A 23,180-nucleotide genomic window follows, 5' to 3' on the forward strand; every position below is an offset into this window, starting at 1 on the left:
GACCCCATTACAAATACAGCCCTGCCGAGGCGCCGTCCCGCGGCTCCGGCAGCGCGGTCGGCGACGTGCCCCGGCGCAGCGCGTACAGCTCCGCCAGCGTGGCGCCGTCCCGGCCGACGCCCTCCTCGGTGCCGAGCCAGCTCACCGCCTCCGACCGGGTGAGCGGGCCGACCTCGATCCGGGCCAGACAGCGGCCGGGGCGGACCACGGCCGGGTGCAGCCGCTCCAGGTCCTCGTTGGTGGTCACGCCGACCAGCACGTTGCGGCCCTGGCCGAGCAGTCCGTCGGTGAGGTTGAGCAGCCGGGACAGGGCCTGCCCGGCGGTGTGCTTGGCCTCGCCGCGGATCAGCTCGTCGCAGTCCTCCAGGAGCAGCAGCCGCCAGCGGTCCTTGCCCGCCGCGTCCTCCTCGCCGATGGCGATGTCCATCAGATAGCCGACGTCGGAGAACAGCCGCTCCGGGTCCAGGACGCAGTCCACCTGGCACCAGTCCCGCCAGGACCGGGCCAGCGTGCGCAGCGCGGACGTCTTGCCGGTGCCGGGCGGGCCGTGCAGCAGGAGCAGCCGGCCGGCGATGTCCTCGGGGCCGGTCTTCATCAGCCGGTCCATCACGTCCGCCACCGGCGCCGTGTAGTTGGGCCGCACCTCCTCCCACGTACCGGCGGAGATCTGCCGGGTGGTGCGGTGCGGGCCGCGGCGCGGGGAGACGTACCAGAACCCCATCGTCACGTTCTCCGGCTGCGGTTCCGGTTCGTCGGCCGCGCCGTCGGTGGCGTCGCCGAGGACCTTCTCGGCCAGCTCGGCGCTGGTCGCCGTCACCGTGACGTCGGCGCCCCGGTTCCAGCGCGAGATCAGCAGCGTCCAGCCGTCGCCCTCCGCCAGGGTGGCGCTGCGGTCGCCGTCGCGGGCGGCCCGCAGGATCTTCGCGCCGGACGGCAGCAGCGTCGCGCCGGAGCGCACCCGGTCGATGTTGGCCGCGTGCGAGAACGGCTGCTCACCCGTCGCGAACCGGCCGAGGAACAGCGCGTCGACCACGTCGGTGGGGGAGTCGCTGTCGTCGACGTGGAGCCGGATCGGCAGCGCGTCGTGCGGGTTGACTGACATGCCGCCATGATCCGCCACGGCGGCGCCGCGTGCACCCGGTTTCCCCGGTACACGCGGCGCGGGACCCCGTACGGCCCCGGGTCAGAACGCGGGCCGCAGCGTCCTGCCGCGCAGCCGCCGGGCCCGGCGGAGCACGGCGTACCCCTTGGTGAGCGCCCGGTCCCGGACGAACGTACGGGCGAGCGCCCGGCCCTCGACCAGCCGGGCGAATTCCGCCGCGCCGGTCGTGCGGCGGACCGTCACCCGGCGCAGCGCGTACGGTCCCTGGGCGCGGCGGGCCAGCGCGTTGCCCACCGCCAGCGCCTGCGCGTACCCCGTCTCGCGCACCGCCGTACGCACCCGGCGGTCGGAGTAGCCGTAGGGGTAGGCGAACGACACCGGCGCGGCGCCCAGCTGGTCGGTGATGATCTCCTTGCAGTGGATCAGCTCGTGCCGCAGGTCCCCGGTGTGCACCTGGTCGAGCTGCGGATGGGTGTGGCTGTGCCCGCCGATCTCCACGCCCGCGGCGACCAGTTCGCGCACCTGGCCCCAGTCGAGCATGGTGTCCGGCGCGCCCCCGGTGTCGTACGGGCCGCGCAGCCAGCCGGTGGAGACGAACAGCGTGGCCGGGAAGCCGTGCCCGGCCAGCACCGGCAGGGCGTGCCGGTGCACCCCCGCGTAGCCGTCGTCGAAGGTGATGAGGAGCGGCCGGGCGGGCAGCGGCCGGCCGGTGCGCCAGGCCGCGGCCAGCTCGGCCGTGGTGACGGGGGTGCGCCCGAGGTCCGCCACCACCGCCATCTGCTCCGCGAACGCCGCCGGGGACACCGACAACGCCCGGGTGGCGTCGTTCGGTTCGGCGGCGACCGCGTGGTACATGAGGATCGGCACGCGCGGGTCGTCACTCATGCGTGCCCTCCTTCGGCGATCGGCACCCGCCCGTCAGTCACGCCGGTCACCCCCGATCGGCGCCGACGAGAACGTCACCGCGCCCCGCCGGGCCCGTACGCTGCCCACCAGGTAGCCGCCCGCCGCCGTGAGCACCCCGGCGACGATCGCGCCCGCCCGGCCCGCGCCGCCCGGCCGGGCCAGCACCGCGTCCCGCAGCCCGCGCGCCACCCCGGCCGGCAACACCCGCGAGGCGTACCGGCGCTCCGACTCCAGGCCCTTTTCCGTGCCGACGCTGCGGGCCACCAGCGCCTTGGACAGGCCCTCGGCCCAGGCGCGGGTGCGGAAGTAGCCGAAGTGCTCGCGCGGCGCGGGCACCCGGTGGTGGATGACCGCGCGGTCGTCGATCAGCAGGACGGCGTCCGGGCGGGCCCGGCTGAGGCGGATGCACAGTTCCGTCTCCTCGCAGCCCAGCGGGCGTTTGTCGCCGTCGCGGCCGATGCCGGTGGCGAAACCGCCCGCCGCGTCGAACGCCGCCCGCCGGAAGGAGGCGTTGCCGCCGAGCACGTTGCGCACCCGGACCCGGCCGGGCGGCAGGCCGCGGTACGTGCAGCCCACCACCCAGTCGAACTCCTCGGGGAACCAGACCGGCCGCCGCCCCGACGCCCAGACCGGCACCGTCCGCCCGCCGACCGCCATGACCCGCGGGTCGTCGTAGGCCCCGGCGAAGTGCAGCAGCCAGTCCCGCTCGGCCACCGCGTCGTCGTCGAGGAAGGCGATCACCTCGCCGCGGGCCGCCGCGATGCCGGTGTTGCGGCCGGCCGACAGCCCGCGGGGGCCCGCGTTGGCGAGCACCCGCACGTCGTCCGTCTCCTTGTACTCCTTGCCCAGCCGGTCCTGCAGCGCCGTGTTGTGGTCGACGACCAGCAGCGTCTCCAGGGCCGGCCGGGACTGCGCCCGCACTGAGGCGACCGCCGCGAGGATGTCCTCCCAGCGGTCCTCGGTGTAGGCGCAGACCACCACGGAGATGTCCGGAGCGCTCACACCTTCCCCCGGACCGTGCTGAGCACCGGCGACCGGTCGCGGCTGCCGCGCAGCTCACGCCGGTTGGAGCGCTCCTGGAGGATGACTCTGAGCACCCGCAGTCCGTCCCGCACCGCCCGCAGGTTGCTGACGCCGTGGATGCGCAGGTACTCGTGGCTCGGTATCTCCTGCACCTTCAGACCGGCCTTCACGACCCGGATGTTCATCAGGGTCTCCACCTCGAAGCCGGTGCAGTCCAGCTCGATCTTGTCCAGGCAGTGCCGCCAGAAGGCGTTGTAGCCGTAGCACAGGTCGGTGTAGCGGGCGCCGAACTTGCGGTTGACCACCGCGCACAGCGCGGCGTTGCCCATCTTCCGGATGAAGGTCATGTCGTCGGTGCCGCCGCCGTTGGCGAAGCGCGACCCCTTGGCGAAGTCGGCGCCGGAGACCAGCGCGGAGACGTACGACACGATCTCCTGTCCGTCGGCCGAGCCGTCGGCGTCGACCATCACGATGATGTCCCCGCCGCACGCCTGGAAGCCGGTGATCAGCGCGTCCCCCTTGCCCTTGCCGCGCTGCTCCACCACCTTGACGCCGGGCCACAGTTCACGGGCGACGGCGATGGTGTCGTCGGTGGAGTTGCCGTCCACCAGGACGACCTCGTGTATCCAGTCGGGCAGGGTCTTGAAGACGTACGGCAGGTTCTCCGCCTCGTTCATCGCCGGTATGACGACGCTCACCGGTGGCGCGATGGCCAGATGCGAGGAGACGGGACGGTACTTGGCGGCGCCCGACGGGTCCTTGCCGGTGGCCGGCGGCTGAAGTACTGAGCTCATGAGTCTGGTCCCTCTCGTCCGGCGGACCGCCCGCCCCAGGGGCGGTCCGGCTGTGTGTCCGGTTCGAAAGGGGGGTTGGTCTCACCCACGGCACGGCAGCGGCAACGCTCCGTGCACGCCAGTGAGCTGGCGAAACTGGCCGACTGCGGAAAACGGCAGCCGACCGCGCGGCACGACCGGCTCGGCTGGTGGATCGGTCACCGAGCACGGCACCCCCCTACCGCGCCCCACTCCGGGACCGTCGCGGTCTTGAGCCCTCCCCTAGAGCCGCGTACTGACGGTACCGATGCGAGTGAGATGTATGACGATATTGACGATTGAACCCGTATGGCAAGACCTGGAACGAGCCCTCACGTTTTTGTTGTTTTGCCGGTCATTCGCGGCCTCAATGTCGCGCGAACCGGCGGAAATCGTCAAGACCGCCTGCTGTTGGGGTGGCGTTCCGAAGATCTTTGGCATGAACACTTCCTGTCAACACGCGTAGCTGTTACCACGGTTGAGGCAGAGAACCTGCTAAAGGGAGGTTCCATGAGACGTTCCCGACTTGTCGGATACCTGAGTGCCGCCGTCCTCGCCGTGTGCACCGCCCTGACCGGGGCCGCCACCGCGCAGGCGGACACATCCGCCGCCGCCACCGGCTACGTGGCCCTCGGCGACTCCTACGCCTCCGGCGTGGGCGCCGGCAGCTACACCTCCGCCAGCGGCGACTGCAAGCGCAGTACCAAGGCGTACCCGCAGCTCTGGGCGGCCGCCCATGCCCCCTCGTCCTTCGACTTCACCGCCTGCTCCGGCGCCCGTACGAGTGATGTGGTGTCCGGGCAGCTCGCCCCGCTCGGCGCCACCACCGGCCTGGTCTCGGTCACGGTCGGCGGCAACGACGCCGGTTTCGGCGACGTCATGACGACCTGTGTGCTCCAGTCCGACAGCGCCTGCCTGTCCCGGATCGCCACCGCCGAGGCGTACCTCGACTCCACCCTGCCCGCCAACCTGAACAGCGCCTACTCCGCGATCCGCGCCAAGGCACCGAGCGCCCGGGTCGTGGTCGTCGGCTACCCGCGCTTCTACCGGCTCGGCGCCACCTGCCTCGGCCTCTCCGAGACCAAACGGGCGGCGATCAACGCCGGCTCCGACCACCTCAACACGGTGATCGCCCAGCGGGCCGCCGCCCACGGCTTCACCTTCGCCGACGTCCGCGGCCCGTTCACCGGCCACGAGATCTGCTCCGGCAGCTCCTGGCTGCACAGCGTCAACTGGCTGAACGTCGGCGAGTCCTACCACCCGACGGCCGCCGGCCAGTCGGGCGGCTACCTCGCGGCCCTGAACAGCGCCGCCTGACCCGGCACCCCGTCAGCGGGAGTACGGAGAAACGGAAGCCGAGGGGGAGGTCCCGTCCGTCGGGGTCTCCCCCTCGCACGTCACCGAGAACGGCACCGAGTCCGAGGTGACCGCCACCGGCTCCCGCACCTCGACCCCGATCTCGCTCGCCACGGTGCCGCTCTCGTCGTACGTCGTCACCACCACCGAGTCCCGCTTCTCCCGGCCGCCGCCGGCCGGGAACGACAGCGTCTTCCAGCCCTGCCCGGACAGCGCGCCGTCCGGCGTCACCCAGCGGTAGACGACCTCGGCCGGCAGCCGCGCCACCCGGAACGTCGCCGTGAACGCCGGTGCCTCGGCCTCGGACGGCGGACAGGCCCCCGCGTACTCGGTGCGCGAACCCGTCACCCCGGCCTCGACCGACTGCGGCGGCGCGGACGAGGTCTCCGCCCCGTCGTCGTCGCCGTTCCCGTGCCCGTCGTCACCGGTCTCCGAGGTGGGGGCCGGCTCCTCGCCGCCGCTCTCCGAGGTCTGCGGCGCGCTCGTCCGGGTCGCACCGCCCGTCCCCTCCGCCGCGCCGCCGCCACCGCCCTGACCGTCGTCGTCCCGGTCCAGCAGCGCGTACGTCAGCCCCGCCAGCGCCAGTACCAGGACCGTGATCCCGGCGATCAGGGCGACGGCGGCGCGGCGGCTGCGGGGCGCGGCGGCGGCCGGGGCGGTGTCGCCGGGACCGGACGCGGTGGTGGCCGGGGGCGCGGCGGACGGCGCCCCGGACGGCGCGGGCGCCGCGACCGTCGGCGGGTACGACGGCACGAGGGGCGCCGTCTCCGTGCCCGGGACGCCGCCCGCGCCGACGATCCGCAGGTCCCGCTCGGCCCGGTCGGCGGGCAGCCGCCCGGCCGGGTCCTTGCGCAGCAGCCCCTCGATCACCGGGGCCAGCGGGCCGGCCCGGCGCGGCGCCGGCAACTCCTCGTCCACGATGGCCCGCAGGGTGCTCAGCGGGGTGTCCTGCCGGAACGGGGAGGCGCCCTCCACCGCCGCGTACAGCAGCACGCCCAGCGACCACAGGTCGGACTCCGGGCCCGGCGTGCGGCCCAGCGCCCGCTCCGGGGCGAGGAACTCGGGGGAACCGACGACCTCCCCGGTCATCGTCAGCGCGGAGCTGCCCTCGACCACGGCGATCCCGAAGTCGGTGAGCACCACCCGCCCGTCGTTCGCCAGCAGCACGTTGCCCGGCTTCACGTCCCGGTGCAGCACCCCGGCCTCGTGCGCGGCCCGCAGCGCGGCCAGCACCTCGGCGCCGATGCCCGCGGCCCGCCGCGGCGCGAGCGGTCCCTCGGCCGCCAGCAGGTCGGCCAGGGACAGGCCGCGGACCAGCTCCATCGCGATCCACGGCCGGCCGTCGTCGGTGGCCACGTCGTAGACGGTGACCACGTTGGGGTGGGTGACCCGGGCCGCGGCCCACGCCTCCCGCTCCAGCCGGGTGTACATCCGCGCCACGTCGCCGGCCGGCAGACCGGCCGGGGCGCGCACCTCCTTGACGGCGACCTCGCGGCGCAGCACCTCGTCGCGGGCCCGCCACACGGTGCCCATCCCGCCCTCGCCGAGCGGGGACAGCAGACGGTAGCGGCCGGCGATCACACGCTCGCCGCCGGGTTCCTCGAACACCGGCGCCCCCTGGGAGTCTCGTGATGAGTCTGGTGCGTCTCGCGTGATATCTCCCCAAAAGTAGCTCAGCCTAGTGCCGTTGCCGCCCCCTTCAGCAGCAATCCGGCCCCCAGGGCCACCACGACACACGCCGAACCCAGCGGCACGCTCCCGCGCACCAGGGCCGCCGCGCGCCCCGCGGACCGGCCCGGACGCCGCTCCAGCGCGCGGGTCAGGCCGCGCCGCCGAACCGGACCACGGCGACGCCCCCATGCACACCCCCATACACGCCGACCCCGCTGTCCCCATCCTCCGCGGCACCGTCCTGCTCGGGTTCGATCACCGAGGGGCCGCCGCCGCGCTCGTCGTCGCCGCCGTGTTCGCCGTCCAGGCCGACCGGGGCCGGGACGAGCCGGCCGCGGAGCGCGACCGGTCCGGCGAGACCGCCCAGGTGCTCGCCGCCCGGACGCCCGCGCGGCCACCGGCCGGGACGCCCGCCGCCGCGGCCTCGGCGTGATCGCCTCCGCCGCCGAGGGCGCGCGGTGGTGACCCTGCGGGGATACGACGCTCCACCGGGCGACCACGTGCATCAGTTGTGGCTCATGCGCCCCGGCGCACCACCACGCTCCCTCAGCCTCTTCGCCGACGACACGCCAGTGATCGCCTTCGACCTCGACCGATCCGCGTCGGCACGGGCGGTGACCGTGGAACCCGACGGCGGTTCGATACGGCCCACCAGCCACCCGATTGTCCAACTCGCCCTGAAATCGGTCGGATTCGGAGAGTAATCGTCAACGCCCTTGTGGGGTAGGTGATTACTGTGACCGCGATACACGGGAGCCTCGCGGGGGAGATAGGGTTAGCCTGCCCGGGCCGGGTGGACTCGTTACGGGTGGGGAGTGACATGGAACAGATAACAGTGCGCAGCAGGGCCAGGGTCCCTGCGATCACCTGCGGGAGCAGCGCGACCAGTTCGCGTCTGGACCGGCATCTCGCGGTGCTCGGCGGTCCCGCCGTGCCCCAGCGTGAGACGGTCGAGGCGACCTCGCTGATGCGGGAGCTGATCGCGCGGGAGCCCGCGCGTGAGCACAGCGCCAGGCGGGCCCGGGTCCGCCGGGTCTCGCTCTTCGCGCCACTGCGCCGACTGCGTCGTTCGCTGTTCGGCAACAACTGAGGCCCGCGCTCAAGAGGCCACACCGTCCGGCGTCACGCCGCGCACCCGTTGTCCGCCATCCCCACGGCACGCGGTGACGCCCCCGGTGTGTTCCCGAGCGCGGGCACTCCCGTTTCTCCTCCCCGGCGGTCCACCCCCGCCCTGCGGCAACGCACTCCTCTGCGGTAACCCATTTGTCATGCGCACATATTGACGAGGCAATCATCCGGGGCCAGGGTTGCTGATCGTTTACTCCTGTAAGCGGCTGCTGCACCCTCACCCCCGGAGGCGCGCGTGTGTGACCTGCACGATCAGCACGACCACGAGGCGACACCCGCGAACGGCACCGGCCTCAGCAGACGCCGGATCATGCAGCTGCTGAGCGCGGCCGGCGTCACCACCGCCACCCTGGCCGCCGACGCCGACCCCGTGCTGGCCGCCTCGGCCGACGACACCCCGGCCGCCTACACCGCCCCCACCGGCCTCGCCGAGGACAGCGCCGCCAAGCGCAGCGCCCTGGCCTGGATCGAGGGCCACGCCACCCGTATCACCGGCCTCAACGCCGAGATCTGGGAGCAGGCCGAGCTGAGCCTGCGCGAGTGGAACTCCTCCCTCGCCCAGGCCGACTTCCTGAAGAAGGCCGGCTTCGACGTCGAGTTCGGCACGGCCGGCTTCCCCACCGCCTTCACCGCCACCTTCACCCAGGGCAAGGGCGGCCCGGCGCTCGGCTTCAGCGGCGAGTACGACGCGCTGCCCGGCCTCTCCCAGCACAAGGGCGTCGGCCACCACGACCCCCGCGAGTACGTCCACGACCCTCCCCCAGTGCTCAACGCCTGGGGGGACCCCCAGCCCCCGGCTACGGACCCGGCCACGGCTGCGGGCACTGCGCGCTCGGCACCGCCGCCGCGTCCGCCGCCGCGGCGGTCGCCCAGGCGGCCAAGAAGCACCGCCTCCCGTTCTTCGGCTCCACCGCCGAGGAGACCCTCATCGGCAAGACCTACGCGGTCAGCAAGGGCGTCTACGACGGCCTCGACGCGTTCCTGGACTGGCACCCGTCCACCGCCAACGCCACCGGCTGGGGCAGCAGCACGGCGATGACCGCCGTCACCTTCACCTTCCTCGGCGTCGCCGGCCACGGCGGCACCCCGCTCGGCAACAAGAGCGCGCTGGACGCGGCCGTGATGATGGCGACCATGTCGGAGTTCCTGCGCGAGGAGAACCTCGCCCCCTCCGGCCGGCTGCACTGGGTCATCAACAACGGCGGGGACATACCGAACGTGACCCCGGAGATCGCAGAAATTTCGTATTACGTCCGCGAGGGCAGCCCGGCCCGCGTGCAGGTCCTCCTGGACAAGGTGATCGCCGTCTCCGAGGCGGCCGCCAAGGCGTCGCAGACCTCCGTCAGCCACCGCGTCACCGCCGCCTGCTGGAACCAGCTCCCTTCCAAGTCCTTCGCGGAGCTGATGCACGACAACATGCGGCAGATCGGCCCGCCCGAGTTCAGCGCCGAGGCGCAGACGCTGGCCAAGGAACTCCAGGAGTCCCTGGGGCCGCCGCAGAAGGGCCTGCACGCCGAGGTCGCTGCGCTCACCGCGCCCAACCCGGTGTTCATGGGCGGCGGTTCGACCGATGTCGCCGACATCAGCTGGCAGGTGCCGACCGTCTCGATGGGTGCCGCCCTCGCCCCGATCGGCACCAAGATGCACACCTGGTCCACCGCGTCCTGCGCGGCGGCGGCCCCCGGACAGGCGGCCGTGCTGGCCGCCGCCAAGTACCTCGCGGCCACCGCCGTCGACCTGCTGACCCAGCCGGAGCGGCTGAAGACGGTCAAGGACGAGTTCGCCGAGCGGACCGAGGGCGTCGAGTGGCAGACCGCCCTGCCCGACGGCTACGAGCCGCCCCAGTGGTTCCTGAAGCGGACCGGCCAGTCCTGGCCCCCAGAGAACATCACCTGGCCGCCGAAGAAGATCGTCTCCAAGGAGAAGTTCTCCTCCCTCGGCCCCGAACTCGCCCCCCAGACCTGACCCGGCACGAACGGTTCACCGCTCGCCGTGCGCGTACCGGCGTACGGCGAGCGGGACGAAGACCGCCAGCAGGACCGCGCACCAGGCCAGCGACCCCGCCACCGGGTGGGCCACCGGCCAGGCGGCGCCCTCCGGTACGGGGGCGTTGCCGAACAGGTCCCGCAGCGCCGTCGTCACCGCGCTGATCGGGTTCCACTCGGCGACCGTGCGCAGCCAGCCCGGCAGCCCCTCGGTCGGGATGTAGGCGCTGGACAGCAGCGGCAGCAGGAAGGTCGCGCCGCCGAGCTGGCCGGCCGCCTCCTCGCTGCGGGTGAGCAGGCCGAGGAAGATCCCGGCCCACACGCACGCGAACCGGAACAGCAGCAACAGCGCCAGCGCCCCCGCCGCGCCGAGCGCGCTGCCCTGCATCCGCCAGCCCACCGCGAGCCCCACCAGCAGGAACGGCACCGTCCCGGCCGCCGTCTGGGCCAGGTCCGCGACCGCTTGGGCGAGCGGCACCGCCGCCCGGTTCACCGGCAGCGTCCGCAGCCGGTCGGTGACGCCCCGGTGGGTGTCCTGGGCCGCCTGGAACATGCCGGTCATGATCCCGCCCGCCGCGGTGGCCACCAGCAGCCCCGGCACCAGGAACGCCCGGTACCGCGCCCCCGGCATCGCCAGCGCGCTGCCGAAGACGTACCCGAAGAACAGCAGCATCGACACCGGCATCGACTGGGTGAGGATCAGCAGCCCGGGATTGTTCCGCGCCCGCCGCAGCTGCCGGCCCAGCAGCGCGGTGCCGTCGTGTGCCAGGTCGTACGCCAGGGTGCTCATGCCGCGAACTCCTTCTCGGTGGCGCCGGTGGCGCCGGTGGCGCCGGTCAGGCGCAGGAAGACGTCGTCCAGGGTGGGCGGGCTGAGACTCGCGTCGGCCAGCGGCACGCCCGCCGCGTCCAGCGCCCGCACCAGCCGGGGCAGGGTCAGGGTCGGGTCGGTGCTGACCGCGCCGGCGGCCAGCCGCTCGTGGTCCAGGACCGGTTCGGCGCCGGTGAGACGGTCGAGGACGGCGGCCGCCGGGGCCAGCGCGGCCGGGTGCGTGACGACCGCCTCCGCGCGCGCCCCGACCAGCGCCTTCAGCTCGGCGGGCGACCCGGTGCGGGCCACCCGGCCCCGGTCCATCAGCACGATGTCGTCGGCCAGCCGGTCGGCCTCCTCCAGGTACTGCGTGGTCAGCAGCACCGTCGTGCCCTCGGCCCGCAGCGCCCGCACCGCCTCCCAGATGCGGTTGCGGCTGACCGGGTCGAGGCCGGTGGTCGGCTCGTCCAGGAACAGCACGTCGGGGCGGCGGACCAGGCTCGCCGCCAGGTCGAGGCGGCGGCGCATACCGCCCGACCAGGTGGACACCGGCCGGTCGGCGGCCCCGGCCAGCCCGAACCGCTCCAGCAGCTCGCCGGCCCGGTCGGCCGCGTCCCGCACCCGGTGCAGCCGGGCGAACAGCCGCAGGTTCTGCCGCCCGGTCAGGTCCCCGTCGACCGACGCGTCCTGACCGGTGACGCCGATCCGGCGGCGTACCGCCGCCGCCTCGCGCACCAGGTCGTGGCCGGCGATCCGGGCCGACCCGGCGTCCGGGCGCAGCAGCGTGGTCAGCAGCCGCACCGCCGTGGTCTTCCCCGCCCCGTTCGCCCCGAGCAGCCCGCACACCGTGCCCTCGGCCACCGCGAGATCCAGCCCCCGCAGCGCGCGCACCTCGCCGAAGCGCTTCTCCAGACCTTCACTAAGTACAGCGTACGTAGAAGTCATGTGCCGACCATAGCGCACTACGTACGGCGTACGTAACTAGGATGGTGGCCGAGGTGATGATCGATGGCGGGCCGAGCGGCCGTACCCCAAGTGATCTGGGCGCGCCCGGAGCGCACCGGCCGAGGTCCGCGGCCCGGTTTCAGCCGCGCCGACATCGCGGCCGCCGCGGTACGGCTCGCGGACGCCGGGGGAGTGGACGCGGTCTCCATGCGGCACGTCGCGGCCGAGCTGGGCTGCGGCACCATGTCGCTGTACAACTACGTCCCCCGCAAGGAGGACCTCTACGAGCTGATGGTGGACGCCGTCAGCGGTGAGCACGCGCCGTGGGAGCCGACGGGGGACTGGCGGGCCGACATGTTCCGCGTCGCCCGCGACACCCGGGCCCTGATGCACGCCCACCCCTGGCTGCCGCGCCTGATGTCCCCGGTCTACGGCTTCAGCCCCAACGCCCTGCGCTACCTGGAGCACTGCCTGGCCTGCCTGGACCCGCTGGGCGAGTCCTACGGCGTCAAGATGCAGCTGATCGCGCTGGTGAACGGCGTGGTGACGACGTATGTGGGCAATGAGCTGGCCACCGCCGAGCGGACCCGCTCGCTGCCCTGGTCGGCCGAGGAGGAGCAGCGGGCGCGGATCTCCTACCTCGGCTCGCAGCTCGCCGGCGGCGGCTGTCCGCGGCTCGCGGCGGCCTTCACGGAGGACGCGGGCCCGATCGACCTGGAGGCGGTGTTCGAGGAGGCGCTGCGGCGGGTGCTGAACGGGTTCGGCTAGCCGCTCACAGCAGGGTGAGCTGTCCCTCGGGGCCCTCTTCCCGGCCGTCCAGTACGGAGGCCGGGGCGCGGGCCGGGCGGGGGACCGGGAGGACGCCGGCCGCGCGGAGTTCGGCGGTGGTGACCGGGTCCGGCACCGTGAAGGCGGCCCGTTCCGCGCGGACTTCGGCCAGCAGCGCCAGCACCGTGATCAGTTCGAGCAGCTCCGAGGTCCAGCTCTGCGGCCAGGTGGCCGGGCGGATCGCGGACAGCGTGCCCGGCTCGCCCTCGGCGGTGCGCGCCGCGAACCACTGCTCCAGCACCCGTTCGCCGCCCGCCGTGAACTCCCAGGCGTCCGGCGGCACCGGGGAGATCCGGCCCTCGTCGAGGTGCAGGACCTCCTCGTCACGGTCGTAGCGCAGGGTCAGCGGGCGCGGCGGCAGCGGGGCGCGGACGTACGGGCGGCGGCCGCCCGGGAGTCTGGGCCGCTCGCCGTCGCGGCGCAGCAGCCACAGCGCGCGCCGGCCCAGCCGGGCGCCGTGCTGCCAGCGGGCCGGGTCCGAGGTCAGGGGCACGGTCAGGTCGTCCTCGCGGACCGCCGTCACGATCCAGGCCAGCACGTCCAGCGGCTCGGGGCGGGCGCCCAGCCGGGCGGCCAGGTGGTCCAGCAGGCCCGGGGCCAGGTTCGGTTCGGTGCCGCCGGGGCGGCGGTAGAGCGGACGGATCCGGCCGGGGCCGAACAGCGGGAGCAGCGAGGTGGCCAGCAGTCCGCCCGGGGTGCCGGGCGACTCGACGGCGAACACCTGCCGCGCGTCCGCCACCCGCCACAGTTCGGGCCGGGCCGCGTCGATCAGCCGGTGGTCGGGGATCAGCCACTGCTCGTCGAAGGGCGCGCGCAGCACCCGCACCGGCTCGGGACACGGCCCCGAAGCGCGCACCAGCCGCCCGGTGCCCGCCGCGACCCCCGGCAGCTGCCCGACCGCCGTCCGCGCCGACCGCGCCCGGGTCGGCTCGAACAGGGCCGCCCGGTCCGGCCCCTCGGCCTTCAGCAGCGCGTCCCAACGGGCCTTCAGGGATGCCGCGTCGGGTGCCGTCGGCCACCCCCGGCCGAGCCGGAGCGGTGCGACGGACCACGGCATGAGGTCCGCCAGCGGCGGAGCGTCGTCGTGCGTCACGCTGGGCATCGTACGACGGACCCGCCCGGTCTCAGGTGGCGTCCAGCGTGACACTGAACGAGAAACGGTCGCCCCGGTAGTGGATGACCGCCACGTCCAGCACCCGTCCCGCCGGGTCCCGGGTGACGCCCGTGTAGTGCAGGATCGGGCTGAGCAGCGGGACGTTGAGCAGCCGGGCCGTCTCCGGGTCCGCGAGCCGGGCCGCCACCGTGTCCGTGATCCGGCCGATCGCCACCCCCACCACGTCCCGCAGCACCTTCGTCATCGGCAGCCGGGTGAGGTCGTCCGGGTCGATCCGGGCGGCCAGTTCGGGCCGGACCCAGTTGCGGGCGTGGTTGCTCGGCTCGCCCGTCTCCGCGTCCCCGCGCAGCCGGTGGTACGTCGCCACTTCGGTCAGGTCCGGGAACCAGTCGCCGAACCCGGCGGGCACCGGCCCGCTGCCGTGCGCCAGCAGCTCGCCGCGCATCCCCGACTGCTGGGCCACGATCGCGTCCACCGAGCCGAGCAGCCGCACCGGAGCGGCCCGCGCCACGTGCGGCTCGATGAAGGTGCCGCGCCGCCGGTGCCGGGTGATCAGCCCCTCCTCCTCCAACTCCTTCAGCGCCTGCCGCATGGTGAGCACACTGACGCCGTAGTGCCCGGCGAGCCGCTCCTCGGTGGGCAGCCGGAGCGGGTCGTGCGGCGCGCGGCCGAGTATGGAGGCGCGCAGCGACTGCGACACCTGGTACCACAGCGGCAGCTTGCGGTTCAGGACCAGGGAGTCCGGGGCGAAGGCGGTCACGGGTGTCGTCTCAGGGGTCGTCTCAGGTGCAGTCCCGGGTGTCGTTCCGGGTGTCGTTCCGGGTGTCGTCACGGGCGGAAGTGCCGTTCGAGGCCCCGCCACACGTCGTCGTAGCCCTGTTGCAGATGCGGCGCCCCGGCCGCCGCGGGTGTCAGGGTCAGCGGCCACCGCGTCTCGAACATGAACGCCAGCCCGTCGTCGACCTTCTGCGGCCGCAGCTCGGCGGCGCTGGCCCGGTCGAAGGTCTCCCGGTCCGGGCCATGCGCCGACATCATGGTGTGCAGCGAGCCGCCGCCCGGCACGAACCCCCCTTCACCGGCGGACTTCGCGTCGTAGGCGCCCTCGATCAGCCCCATGTACTCGCTCATCACGTTCCGGTGGAAGTACGGCGGCCGGAAGGTGTCCTCGCCCACCAGCCAGCGCGGCACGAAGGCCACGAAGTCGACGCCCGCGAGGCCGGGGGTGTCGGACGGCGAGGTCAGCACCGTGAAGACCGACGGGTCGGGATGGTCGTAGGAGATCGAGCCGAGGGCGTTGAAGCGGCGCAGGTCGTAGACGTACGGGACCAGGTTGCCGTGCCAGGCGACGACGTCCAGCGGGGAGTGGTCGTAGCCGGCCGTCCAGAGGTTGCCGCAGAACTTGTTCACCACCTCCACCCGGCCCTCGACGTCCTCGTAGGCGGCCACCGGGGCGTGGAAGTCCCGGGCGTTCGCCAGGCCGTTGGCGCCGATCGGGCCGAGGTCGGGGAGGCGGAAGGGGGCGCCGTAGTTCTCGCAGACGTAGCCGCGGGCGGTGGCGTCCAGCAGCTGTGCCCGGAAGCGGACCCCGCGCGGGATCAGCGCCACCTGGCCCGGCTCGGCGCCGAGCACCCCGAACTCGGTGCGCAGCAGCAGGCCGCCGCGCTCCGGGACGATCAGCAGCTCGCCGTCGGCGTCGCTGAAGACCCGGTCCATGTCGGCGCTGGCGTGGTAGAGATGCACCGCCATGCCGGTGCGCTGGGCCGCGTCGCCGTTGCCGCCGAGGGTCCACAGGCCGGCCAGGAAGTCGGTGCCGGCCGGCGGCGCGGGCAGCGGGTCCCAGCGCAGCCGGTTGGGATCGGGCACGGACTCGGTGAACGGGGCGGTGCGCAGCGCGCCGTTGTCCGCGCGGGTGAACGCCGGGTGCGCGGCGGAGGGGCGGACGCGATACAGCCACGAGCGCCGGTTGTGCGCCCGCGGTTCGGTGAACGCCGTGCCGCTGAGCTGCTCCGCGTACAGGCCGAGCGGGGCGCGCTGCGGCGAGTTCCGGCCCTCGGGCAGGGCGCCCGGCACGGCCTCGGAGCTGTGTTCGTTGCCGAATCCCGACAGGTAGGACAGTCCCGCCGCGGTCTTTCGCGCGTCCGCGCCCATGGTCGCTCCCTCGCAGGTTCCGGCACGGGACCGGTCCCGTGCCGGGGAACCGATTCCTATGGAGAACCGTAGGATTGCGGTCGCCGGTGCGCAAGAGGGAGTGCCGGAGGTCGGGCCAGAGGTCGTGCCAGTGGTTGTGCCAGTGGTTGTGCCAGAGGTCCGCCCGGTCGCCGGGCTCGGGGGAGAGGATGACCGGAACCCGTCCTCCTGGGGGATTCGGCCGGTCGGACTCGTGTTCTACGCTCGCGGACATGTCGTGGACGCGGAACAGTTTCGCCGCGCTCGCGGTCTGTGTCCTGCTGCTGACCGGATCCGTGAGCTGCGGGACCAGTGGGACGGACGGACCGGACCGGCCGGCGGCGACCGCGTCGGCGGGCCGGCTCCTCGACGCCACCGACGAGGACGGCCGGCGGCTGCGCGAGGTCGGCCGCGAGCACGCCCCGGAGGTCGGCATCGAGGTGCAGCCGGAGGCCGACGGCGACTGGCGGGTACGGCTCACCGTCCGCGGCTTCCGCTTCTCGCCCGCCGGCACCCCGGCCACGGCGGCGCGCGGCCGGGGACTGGCGTACCTCTACGTCGACGGCGAACTCGTCAGCCGGCTGCGCACCCCCGACCACCGCCTCCCCGCCCGCCTCGTCCCGCGCGGTACCCACCACGTCACCGCCCGCCTGTACGCCGACGACGGCACGGTGTGGGCGGTGGACGGCGAACCCGTCGAGAACACGGCGGACATCACGGCGTCGGACCCGGGCGGTGCGGCGGCGGCGGACCCGGCGGCGGACGCGACGGCGGACCTGGGCGGCGTGACGACGGCGGACCCGATGACGGTTCCGGTGGCGGAACCGGCGGCGGACCCGGCCGGCACGGACCCCGGTGCGCCGGACGACGGCGAGCGGGCATCATGAACGGCGTGCCCCCCGCGACCCCGCTCCGCCGCGCTCCCGTCCAGCGGCGCAGTGCCGAACGCCTGACCCGGATTCTCGACGCCTGCGCCGACCTGCTCGACGAGGTCGGCTACGAGGCGTTGAGCACCCGCGCCGTCGCCGAGCGGGCCGGCGTCCCGATCGGCTCGGTGTACCGCTTCTTCGGCAACAAACGGCAGATGGCCGACGCGCTGGCGCAGCGCAACCTGGAACAGTTCGCGCGGCGCGTGACCGAACGGCTGGAGCGGGCCGGCGACGGCGGCTGGCGCACGGCGCTGGACACGGTCCTCGACGAGTACCTCGCGATGAAGCGGACCGCGCCCGGCTTCTCGCTGGTCGACTTCGGCAACCAGATACCGGTCGGCGACCGCCAGGCCGCGCCCAACCACCGCGTCGCCGACCGCCTCACCGACCTGCTGGCCGGCTCGCTCGGCCGCCGCCCCGACGACGATCTGCGGCGGGTCTTCCTGATCGCCGTGGAGACCGCCGACACCCTGGTCCAGCTCGCCTTCCGGGTCGCGCCGGACGGCGACCAGAAGATCATCGACGAGGCGCGGGAGCTGCTGCGGGCCTATCTGGGCCGGGTACTCGACTGACGGTCACCCCGCCGTCACCACGGCACCGGCGTCCCGTCCCAGGAGAAGAACGCGCCGGACGGCCCGTCGTCCGGCAGCAGCGCCAGCCGTACGGCGCCCGCGGCGGCCTCGGCCGGGTCGCCGCCCGCCGCCGCCCGCGCGTTGAGGTCGGTGGCCCGCAGGCCCGGGGCGAGCGCGTTGACCTTCACGCCGTCCGCGGCCAGCGTCTGCGCGTAGAGCACGGTGAGGGCGTTGAGCGCGGCCTTCGACGAGCGGTACGCCGCCGCGCCGCCGCTGCCGGGGGCGAACTGGGGATTCGGGCCGGTGCTCCAGGCCAGCGACGCGGTGCCGCTGGAGACGTTGACGATCCGGGGGTGCGGGGAGCGGCGCAGGACGGGCAGGAAGGCGTTGGTGACCGCGACGACGCCGAACACGTTCGTCTCGTACGTGCGCCGGAACTCGTCGGCGGCGGTCTCCGTCACCGGCGCGAGCGACGGCGAGATGCCCGCGTTGTTGACCAGGACGTCCAGCCGGTCCACCCGCGCCGCGGCCCCGGCGACGCTGTCCGGGTCGGTCACGTCCAAGGCCAGCGGCCGCGCGCCGCCGCCGATCTCCTCGACGGCCCGCCGCCCGCGCCCGGCGTCCCGGGACCCGACGTACACCTCGAACCCCTCGGCGGCGAGCAGCCGGGCGATCTGCTTGCCGATTCCCTTGTTGGCCCCGGTGACCAGTGCTGTGCGATCGTTCATGACACCCACGGTCCCCCGGCGGCGGCCACCCCGCCAGGGACAACCTGTACCAGGCAGCCCGCCTCGGGCACCGGGAGGAGCGCCTCATGGCCCGGCCGGAACTCGCCCGTTTCCTGCGGGACCGCCGCGCGGCCCTGCGCCCGCACGAGCTGGGCCTGCCCGCCGGCGCGCCGCGCCGCACCCCGGGCCTGCGCCGCGAGGAGGTGGCGGAGCTGGCCCACATCTCCGTCGACTACTACGTACGCCTGGAGCAGGCCCGCGGGCCCCGTCCCTCGCCCCGCGTGCTGGACGCACTGGCCGGCGCGCTGCGGCTGACGCCGGCCGAGCGCAGCCATCTGTTCCGGCTGGCCGGCACGGCCGCGCCGCCGCCCGCCACCGGTGCGGTCCGGCGGGTGCGTCCGCAGGTGGCCGCAATGCTGGAGCGGCTGCCCGCCACCGGCGCGATCGTCACCGACGCCGCCTACGACGTCGTGGCCTGGAACCCGCTGGCCCGCGCCCTGCTCGGGGCCGGCCCCGGACGGCGTACGCCGAACCTGGCCCGGCGCCGCTTCCTCGGCGAGCGGCCGGGGTACGAGAGCTCCAGCCGCGAGGAGTTCGGGCGGATCGTGGTGGGGCGGCTGCGCCGGTCCGCCGACCGCTACCCGCACGACCCCCGGCTCGCCGCGCTGCTGGCCGAACTGCGCGCCGGCAGCGCGGAGTTCCGCGAGCTGTGGGAGACCCGTCCGGTACACGCGCCCGGCCACCGCACCAAGACCCTCGACCACCCGGCGGCGGGCCGGCTCCGGCTCAACTGCGACGTCCTCCTCGTCCCGGAGGACGACCAGGAAGTCGTCCTGATCACAGCCGACCCGGGGTCCCCATCGGCCCGGACCCTGGACCGACTGGCCGCGACGGTCACCGGATAGCCGGCGGGCGAAACCGGTTGATCGCCGGCGGTCGGGATCCGGGAGCGGTTGATCGCCGGCGGTCGGGATCCGGGACCGGCTGATCGCGACGGTCACCGGATAGCCGGCGGGCGAAACCGGTTGATCGCTGGCGGTCGGGATCTGGGACTGGCTGATCGTCGGCGGTCGGGGCCCGGGGCCGGTTGATCGCCGTCGCCCGCGGCGCCGGCGCCGTCGCCGGGTGGTCGTCGGCCGGGGTTCGCGGGCCGTTCCCGGTGCCGTTCCCCGTCACCCCCTCCCCGGCATGCGTACCGGTCGGTATGCTCGGGGCCGGTCCCACGCTCCACGTCCGTGCGCCACCGCCGTCGCCTCCCGGAGGACCCCGTGACCCGCACCGCCCTGCGTATCTGCCCCCTGTGCGAGGCCACCTGCGGCCTGACCCTGACCCTGGACGGCACCCGCGTCACCGCCGCCCGCGGTGACCGCGACGACGTCTTCAGCCGCGGCTTCATCTGCCCGAAGGGCGCCTCCTTCGGCGCCCTCGACGCCGACCCGGACCGGCTCCGGGCGCCCCTGGTGCGGCGCGGCGGCGAGCTGCGCGAGGCGAGCTGGGCGGAGGCGTTCGCCGCGGTCGCCGACGGCATCCGGCCACTGCTGGCGCGGTACGGTCCGGCGGCCGTCGGCGTCGTCCTCGGCAACCCCAACGTGCACACCGTGGCCGGCGCCCTCTACCCGTCCCTGCTCATCGGCGCCCTCGGCACCCGCAACGTCTTCACCGCCTCCACGCTCGACCAGATGCCCAAGCACGTCTCCAGCGGCCTGCTCTTCGGCGACGCCAACGCGATCCCGGTGCCCGACCTCGACCGCACCGACCACCTCCTGCTCATCGGCGCCAACCCGGTCGAGTCCAACGGCAGTCTGTGCACCGCCCCCGACTTCCCGGGCCGGCTCAAGGCGCTCAGGGCGCGCGGCGGCACCCTCACCGTCGTCGACCCGCGCCGCACCCGTACCGCGAAGCTCGCCGACCGGCACGTCGCGATCCGCCCCGGCACCGACGCGCTGCTGCTGGCGGCCGTCGCCCAGGTACTGTTCGAGGAGGGGCTGACGGACCTCGGCGCACTCGCCCCCCAGGTCGAGGGCGTCCCCGAACTCCGCGCCGAACTGCGGGACTTCACCCCCGAGGCCGTCGCCCCCGCCTGCGATGTGCCGGCCGGCACGATCCGCGCCCTCGCCCGCGAACTCGCCGCCGCCCCGACCGCCGCCGTCTACGCCCGCATCGGCAGCTGCACGGTGGCCCACGGCACCCTGGCCAGTTGGCTGGTCGACGTTCTCAACGTGCTCACCGGCAACCTCGACCGGCCCGGCGGCGCGCTCTTCCCGCAGGCCGCCACCGCCCCCACGCCGCGCCCCGCCGGACCGGGCCGCGGCTTCGCGCTCGGCCGCTGGCGCTCCCGGGTGAGCGGACACCCGGAGGCCAAGGGCGAACTGCCGCTGGCCGCCCTCGCGGAGGAGATCGACACCGCCACCGCCGTGGAAATCGATACTGCCATCACCACGGCGGCAGACACCGCCACCGCCGCGGGCGGACCGCTGCGCGTACTCGTCGCCGTCGCCGCCAACCCCGTGCTGTCCGCACCCGACGGCGACCGCCTCGACAAGGCCCTGGCCGGACTCGACTTCATGGTCAGCGTCGACCCGTACCTCAACGAGACCTCCCGGCACGCGCACGTCGTCCTGCCGCCGCCCCCGCCCGCGCAGAGCCCGCACCACGACTTCGCCCTGAACACCCTCGCCGTCCGCGACCAGGTCCGCTACACCCGCCCCGCCGTCCCCCTGGAGCCCGGCCGGATGGCCGAGACCGAGATCATGTCCCGGCTGATCCTCGCCGTCACCGGCACCGGCGGGACCGACCCGGCCGCCGTGGACGACCTGGCGATCGCCCAGACCCTCGGCAAGGCGGTCCGGGCACCGCACTCACCGGTGCACGGCCGCGACCCGGGCGAGCTGGCCGCCCGGCTCACCGGCGCGGACGGCCCCGAGCGACGGCTCGACCTCATGCTGCGCCTCGGCCCCTACGGCGACGGGTTCGGCGTACGCCCCGACGGGCTGACCCTGGACAAGCTGCTCGCCCACCCGCACGGCATTGACCTCGGCCCGCTGCGCCCGCGCCTGCCGCAGCCGCTGAAGACCCGCAGCGGCAAGGTCGAACTGCTGCCCGGCCCGATCGCCGCCGACCTGCCCCGGCTGCGGGCGGCGCTGGCCGACCGCCCCGCCGGACTGCTCCTGGTCGGCCGCCGCCACCTGCGCTCCAACAACAGCTGGCTGCACAACATCCCGGCCCTGACCGGCGGTTCCAACCGCTGCACGCTGCACCTCCACCCCGCCGACGCCGGCCGGCTCGGCATCGGCGACGGAACGGCGGTGCGGGTCAAGGGCGCCGGGGGAGAGGTGACCGTGGCCGCCGAGGTCACCGACGCCGTACGGCCAGGTGTGGTGAGCCTGCCGCACGGCTGGGGCCACGACCGCCCCGGCACCCGCCTCAGCCACGCCGCGACCGACCCCGGGGTCAACGTCAACCAGCTCCTCGACGGCCGCCTGCTCGACCCGCTGTCCGGCAACGCGGTCCTCAACGGCGTCCCCGTCGAGCTGACCCCGGCCTTGTGACCCCGGCCTTGTGACCCCGACCTCGTGAGCCCGACCCCCTGACCAGGAGTTTTGCGCTTATTGCTCGCGTGTCAACATCTTGTTAACGCCGTCGCGGGGCACCTAACGTCATCGCACCGCCGGTCCCAGGTGGGATGTTCAAAGGCGAACGTTAGGTACTCAACTCATGCTGACCATCCTCGGCTTCGCCATGATCGCGACCTTCCTGGTCCTGATCATGCTGAAGAAGATGTCGCCGATCGCGGCGCTCGTGCTGATCCCCGCGCTGTTCTGCGTGCTCGTCGGCAAGGGCGCCCACCTCGGTGACTACGTCATCGACGGCGTCTCCAGCCTCGCCCCCACCGCGGCGATGCTGATGTTCGCGATCGTCTACTTCGGCGTGATGATCGACGTCGGACTGTTCGACCCGATCGTCCGGGCCATCCTGCGGTTCTGCAAGGCCGACCCGATGCGGATCGTCGTCGGCACCGCGCTGCTCGCCGCGATCGTCTCCCTGGACGGCGACGGCTCCACCACCTTCATGATCACCGTCTCGGCGATGTACCCGCTGTACAAGCGGCTGAAGATGAGCCTGGTGGTGCTGACCGGCGTGGCCGCGATGGCCAACGGCGTGATGAACACGCTGCCCTGGGGCGGCCCCACCGCCCGCGCCGCCACCGCGCTCAAGGTCGACGCCACCGACATCTTCGTCCCGATGATCCCGGCCCTCGCGGTCGGCCTGCTCTTCGTCCTCGTCCTCGCCTACGTCCTCGGCGTGCGCGAACGCCGCCGGCTCGGCACCCTCACCCTGGACGAGGTGCTGGTGGAGGAGATGGAGAGGGAGAAGGAGACGGTGCTGGTCGGGGCCGGGGCCGGCGGCGTCGCGGAGGCCCGCGGCGGCGGCTCCACCGGGAGCGCCGACGGCTTCCAGGGCCTGGACCCGGACCGCCCCACCCTGCGCCCCAAGCTGTACTGGTTCAACGCGCTGCTCACCGTCGCCCTGCTGACCGCCATGATCATGGAACTGATGCCGATCCCGGTGCTGTTCCTGCTCGGCGCCGCCCTCGCGCTCACCGTCAACTTCCCCCACATGCCCGACCAGAAGGCCCGCATCGCCGCGCACGCCGACAACGTCCTCAACGTCTCCGGCATGGTCTTCGCCGCCGCCGTCTTCACCGGAGTCCTCACCGGCACCGGCATGGTCGACCACATGGCCGACTGGCTGGTCGGCGCCATCCCCGACGCCATGGGCCCGCACATGGCCCTGGTCACCGGCGTCCTCAGCCTGCCGCTCACCTACTTCATGTCCAACGACGGCTTCTACTTCGGCGTGCTGCCGGTCCTCGCCGAGGCCGGCCAGGCGCACGGGGTCTCCACCCTGGAGATCGCCCGCGCCTCCATCGTCGGCCAGCCGCTGCACATGTCCAGCCCGCTGGTCCCCGCCGTCTACGTGCTGGTCGGCATGGCGAAGGTCGAGTTCGGCGACCACACCCGGTTCGTCGTGAAGTGGGCGGCCCTGACCTGCCTGGCCGTCCTCGGGGCGGGCATCCTGTTCGGCATCATCTGAATCGAACGGCC

Annotated in this window: 23 protein-coding genes; 12 read left to right on the forward strand and 11 right to left on the reverse strand. The window is 73.9% G+C overall.

Features of this window, described 5'->3' with window-relative positions; genetic code table 11:
• Window positions 1–7: 7 nt before the first annotated feature.
• The 4 genes from ACTT8P_RS09135 to ACTT8P_RS09150 form a co-directional block, all read right to left on the reverse strand.
• Window positions 8–1,102: a DUF5925 domain-containing protein gene (locus ACTT8P_RS09135; protein WP_442831038.1), complete on the reverse strand. Its 1,095-nt coding sequence runs from the start codon at window positions 1,100–1,102 to the stop codon at window positions 8–10.
• A gap of 81 nt (window positions 1,103–1,183) precedes the next feature.
• Entirely contained in the window at window positions 1,184–1,987 is an 804-nt protein-coding gene (locus ACTT8P_RS09140) for a polysaccharide deacetylase family protein (RefSeq protein ID WP_442831039.1), read from the reverse strand.
• A 33-nt stretch (window positions 1,988–2,020) separates the two neighbouring features.
• On the reverse strand, window positions 2,021–3,010 hold the full coding sequence (locus ACTT8P_RS09145; protein ID WP_442831040.1) for a glycosyltransferase family 2 protein: 990 nt from the start codon (window positions 3,008–3,010) through the stop codon (window positions 2,021–2,023).
• Window positions 3,007–3,825 carry a glycosyltransferase family 2 protein gene (locus ACTT8P_RS09150; protein ID WP_442831041.1) on the reverse strand — a complete coding sequence of 273 codons (819 nt, stop codon included), beginning with the start codon at window positions 3,823–3,825 and terminating at the stop codon, window positions 3,007–3,009. Before ACTT8P_RS09150 ends, ACTT8P_RS09145 begins: the two co-directional genes overlap by 4 nt.
• A gap of 528 nt (window positions 3,826–4,353) precedes the next feature.
• On the opposite strand from ACTT8P_RS09150, the gene ACTT8P_RS09155 reads away from it, so the two are divergent.
• The gene (locus ACTT8P_RS09155) at window positions 4,354–5,160 is read left to right on the forward strand and encodes an SGNH/GDSL hydrolase family protein (RefSeq protein WP_442831042.1); all 807 of its coding nucleotides are present in this window, start codon (window positions 4,354–4,356) and stop codon (window positions 5,158–5,160) included.
• A gap of 12 nt (window positions 5,161–5,172) precedes the next feature.
• Here the strand turns inward: ACTT8P_RS09155 and ACTT8P_RS09160 are convergent, their stop codons facing one another.
• Window positions 5,173–6,807, reverse strand: a complete 1,635-nt coding sequence (locus tag ACTT8P_RS09160; RefSeq protein WP_442831043.1) for a serine/threonine-protein kinase — start codon at window positions 6,805–6,807, stop codon at window positions 5,173–5,175.
• 250 nt (window positions 6,808–7,057) lie between these two features.
• On the opposite strand from ACTT8P_RS09160, the gene ACTT8P_RS09165 reads away from it, so the two are divergent.
• The 5 genes from ACTT8P_RS09165 to ACTT8P_RS09185 all read left to right on the forward strand — a co-directional run bounded on the left by ACTT8P_RS09165 (window position 7,058) and on the right by ACTT8P_RS09185 (window position 9,963).
• A complete protein-coding gene (locus tag ACTT8P_RS09165; protein WP_442831044.1) occupies window positions 7,058–7,303 on the forward strand; it encodes a hypothetical protein in 246 nt (81 codons plus the stop codon).
• Window positions 7,304–7,370: 67 nt separating this feature from the next.
• Window positions 7,371–7,574, forward strand: a complete 204-nt coding sequence (locus ACTT8P_RS09170; RefSeq protein WP_442831110.1) for an anti-sigma factor — start codon at window positions 7,371–7,373, stop codon at window positions 7,572–7,574.
• Window positions 7,575–7,690: 116 nt separating this feature from the next.
• Window positions 7,691–7,960, forward strand: a complete 270-nt coding sequence (locus tag ACTT8P_RS09175) for a hypothetical protein (RefSeq protein ID WP_442831045.1) — start codon at window positions 7,691–7,693, stop codon at window positions 7,958–7,960.
• Window positions 7,961–8,233: 273 nt separating this feature from the next.
• Complete coding sequence (locus ACTT8P_RS09180) at window positions 8,234–9,037, forward strand: hypothetical protein (protein ID WP_442831046.1); 804 nt, start codon at window positions 8,234–8,236, stop codon at window positions 9,035–9,037.
• Window positions 9,034–9,963 (forward strand): peptidase dimerization domain-containing protein, encoded by a 930-nt coding sequence (locus tag ACTT8P_RS09185; protein ID WP_442831047.1) that lies wholly within the window; start codon window positions 9,034–9,036, stop codon window positions 9,961–9,963. Before ACTT8P_RS09180 ends, ACTT8P_RS09185 begins: the two co-directional genes overlap by 4 nt.
• 15 nt (window positions 9,964–9,978) lie before the next feature.
• Here ACTT8P_RS09185 and ACTT8P_RS09190 read toward each other — a convergent pair whose 3' ends face one another.
• Window positions 9,979–10,773 (reverse strand): ABC transporter permease, encoded by a 795-nt coding sequence (locus tag ACTT8P_RS09190; RefSeq protein WP_442831048.1) that lies wholly within the window; start codon window positions 10,771–10,773, stop codon window positions 9,979–9,981.
• Window positions 10,770–11,738, reverse strand: coding sequence for an ATP-binding cassette domain-containing protein (locus tag ACTT8P_RS09195; RefSeq protein ID WP_442831049.1), 969 nt, complete (start codon window positions 11,736–11,738; stop codon window positions 10,770–10,772). Before ACTT8P_RS09195 ends, ACTT8P_RS09190 begins: the two co-directional genes overlap by 4 nt.
• 63 nt (window positions 11,739–11,801) lie before the next feature.
• Here ACTT8P_RS09195 and ACTT8P_RS09200 point away from each other — a divergent pair, with 63 nt between their 5' ends.
• Window positions 11,802–12,506, forward strand: a complete 705-nt coding sequence (locus ACTT8P_RS09200; protein ID WP_442831050.1) for a TetR/AcrR family transcriptional regulator — start codon at window positions 11,802–11,804, stop codon at window positions 12,504–12,506.
• A gap of 4 nt (window positions 12,507–12,510) precedes the next feature.
• Here the strand turns inward: ACTT8P_RS09200 and ACTT8P_RS09205 are convergent, their stop codons facing one another.
• The 3 genes from ACTT8P_RS09205 to hmgA form a co-directional block, all read right to left on the reverse strand.
• Complete coding sequence (locus ACTT8P_RS09205; RefSeq protein WP_442831051.1) at window positions 12,511–13,668, reverse strand: type ISP restriction/modification enzyme; 1,158 nt, start codon at window positions 13,666–13,668, stop codon at window positions 12,511–12,513.
• 22 nt (window positions 13,669–13,690) lie between these two features.
• On the reverse strand, window positions 13,691–14,440 hold the full coding sequence (locus ACTT8P_RS09210; protein ID WP_442831052.1) for a GntR family transcriptional regulator: 750 nt from the start codon (window positions 14,438–14,440) through the stop codon (window positions 13,691–13,693).
• 68 nt (window positions 14,441–14,508) lie between these two features.
• On the reverse strand, window positions 14,509–15,828 hold the full coding sequence (gene hmgA, locus ACTT8P_RS09215) for a homogentisate 1,2-dioxygenase (RefSeq protein ID WP_442831053.1): 1,320 nt from the start codon (window positions 15,826–15,828) through the stop codon (window positions 14,509–14,511).
• A 251-nt stretch (window positions 15,829–16,079) separates the two neighbouring features.
• Here hmgA and ACTT8P_RS09220 point away from each other — a divergent pair, with 251 nt between their 5' ends.
• On the forward strand, window positions 16,080–16,733 hold the full coding sequence (locus tag ACTT8P_RS09220) for a hypothetical protein (protein ID WP_442831054.1): 654 nt from the start codon (window positions 16,080–16,082) through the stop codon (window positions 16,731–16,733).
• Entirely contained in the window at window positions 16,730–17,347 is a 618-nt protein-coding gene (locus ACTT8P_RS09225; RefSeq protein ID WP_442831055.1) for a TetR family transcriptional regulator, read from the forward strand. The genes ACTT8P_RS09220 and ACTT8P_RS09225 overlap by 4 nt, the downstream gene beginning before the upstream one ends.
• A 14-nt stretch (window positions 17,348–17,361) precedes the next feature.
• Here ACTT8P_RS09225 and ACTT8P_RS09230 read toward each other — a convergent pair whose 3' ends face one another.
• On the reverse strand, window positions 17,362–18,075 hold the full coding sequence (locus ACTT8P_RS09230) for an SDR family oxidoreductase (RefSeq protein ID WP_442831056.1): 714 nt from the start codon (window positions 18,073–18,075) through the stop codon (window positions 17,362–17,364).
• An 86-nt stretch (window positions 18,076–18,161) separates the two neighbouring features.
• Here ACTT8P_RS09230 and ACTT8P_RS09235 point away from each other — a divergent pair, with 86 nt between their 5' ends.
• From ACTT8P_RS09235 to ACTT8P_RS09245, 3 genes are all read left to right on the forward strand, one after another.
• Entirely contained in the window at window positions 18,162–18,980 is an 819-nt protein-coding gene (locus ACTT8P_RS09235; RefSeq protein ID WP_442831057.1) for a helix-turn-helix transcriptional regulator, read from the forward strand.
• A gap of 363 nt (window positions 18,981–19,343) precedes the next feature.
• Complete coding sequence (locus ACTT8P_RS09240; RefSeq protein ID WP_442831058.1) at window positions 19,344–21,623, forward strand: molybdopterin oxidoreductase family protein; 2,280 nt, start codon at window positions 19,344–19,346, stop codon at window positions 21,621–21,623.
• Window positions 21,624–21,789: 166 nt separating this feature from the next.
• Window positions 21,790–23,169 (forward strand): CitMHS family transporter, encoded by a 1,380-nt coding sequence (locus ACTT8P_RS09245; RefSeq protein ID WP_442831059.1) that lies wholly within the window; start codon window positions 21,790–21,792, stop codon window positions 23,167–23,169.
• Window positions 23,170–23,180 lie beyond the last annotated feature (11 nt).

Source organism: Streptomyces sp. JW3, assembly GCF_052216785.1.
GTDB lineage: Bacteria > Actinomycetota > Actinomycetes > Streptomycetales > Streptomycetaceae > Streptomyces.

Coding starts and splice junctions, on each gene's coding strand:
- ACTT8P_RS09135 (WP_442831038.1), bottom strand. CDS start 1,102: ATGTCAGTCAACCCGCACGACGCGCTGCCGATCCGGCTCCACGTCGAC.
- ACTT8P_RS09140 (WP_442831039.1), bottom strand. CDS start 1,987: ATGAGTGACGACCCGCGCGTGCCGATCCTCATGTACCACGCGGTCGCC.
- ACTT8P_RS09150 (WP_442831041.1), bottom strand. CDS start 3,825: ATGAGCTCAGTACTTCAGCCGCCGGCCACCGGCAAGGACCCGTCGGGC.
- ACTT8P_RS09155 (WP_442831042.1), top strand. CDS start 4,354: ATGAGACGTTCCCGACTTGTCGGATACCTGAGTGCCGCCGTCCTCGCC.
- ACTT8P_RS09165 (WP_442831044.1), top strand. CDS start 7,058: ATGCACACCCCCATACACGCCGACCCCGCTGTCCCCATCCTCCGCGGC.
- ACTT8P_RS09175 (WP_442831045.1), top strand. CDS start 7,691: ATGGAACAGATAACAGTGCGCAGCAGGGCCAGGGTCCCTGCGATCACC.
- ACTT8P_RS09185 (WP_442831047.1), top strand. CDS start 9,034: ATGACCGCCGTCACCTTCACCTTCCTCGGCGTCGCCGGCCACGGCGGC.
- ACTT8P_RS09190 (WP_442831048.1), bottom strand. CDS start 10,773: ATGAGCACCCTGGCGTACGACCTGGCACACGACGGCACCGCGCTGCTG.
- ACTT8P_RS09195 (WP_442831049.1), bottom strand. CDS start 11,738: ATGACTTCTACGTACGCTGTACTTAGTGAAGGTCTGGAGAAGCGCTTC.
- ACTT8P_RS09200 (WP_442831050.1), top strand. CDS start 11,802: ATGGCGGGCCGAGCGGCCGTACCCCAAGTGATCTGGGCGCGCCCGGAG.
- ACTT8P_RS09205 (WP_442831051.1), bottom strand. CDS start 13,668: ATGCCCAGCGTGACGCACGACGACGCTCCGCCGCTGGCGGACCTCATG.
- hmgA (WP_442831053.1), bottom strand. CDS start 15,828: ATGGGCGCGGACGCGCGAAAGACCGCGGCGGGACTGTCCTACCTGTCG.
- ACTT8P_RS09220 (WP_442831054.1), top strand. CDS start 16,080: ATGTCGTGGACGCGGAACAGTTTCGCCGCGCTCGCGGTCTGTGTCCTG.
- ACTT8P_RS09225 (WP_442831055.1), top strand. CDS start 16,730: ATGAACGGCGTGCCCCCCGCGACCCCGCTCCGCCGCGCTCCCGTCCAG.
- ACTT8P_RS09230 (WP_442831056.1), bottom strand. CDS start 18,075: ATGAACGATCGCACAGCACTGGTCACCGGGGCCAACAAGGGAATCGGC.
- ACTT8P_RS09235 (WP_442831057.1), top strand. CDS start 18,162: ATGGCCCGGCCGGAACTCGCCCGTTTCCTGCGGGACCGCCGCGCGGCC.
- ACTT8P_RS09245 (WP_442831059.1), top strand. CDS start 21,790: ATGCTGACCATCCTCGGCTTCGCCATGATCGCGACCTTCCTGGTCCTG.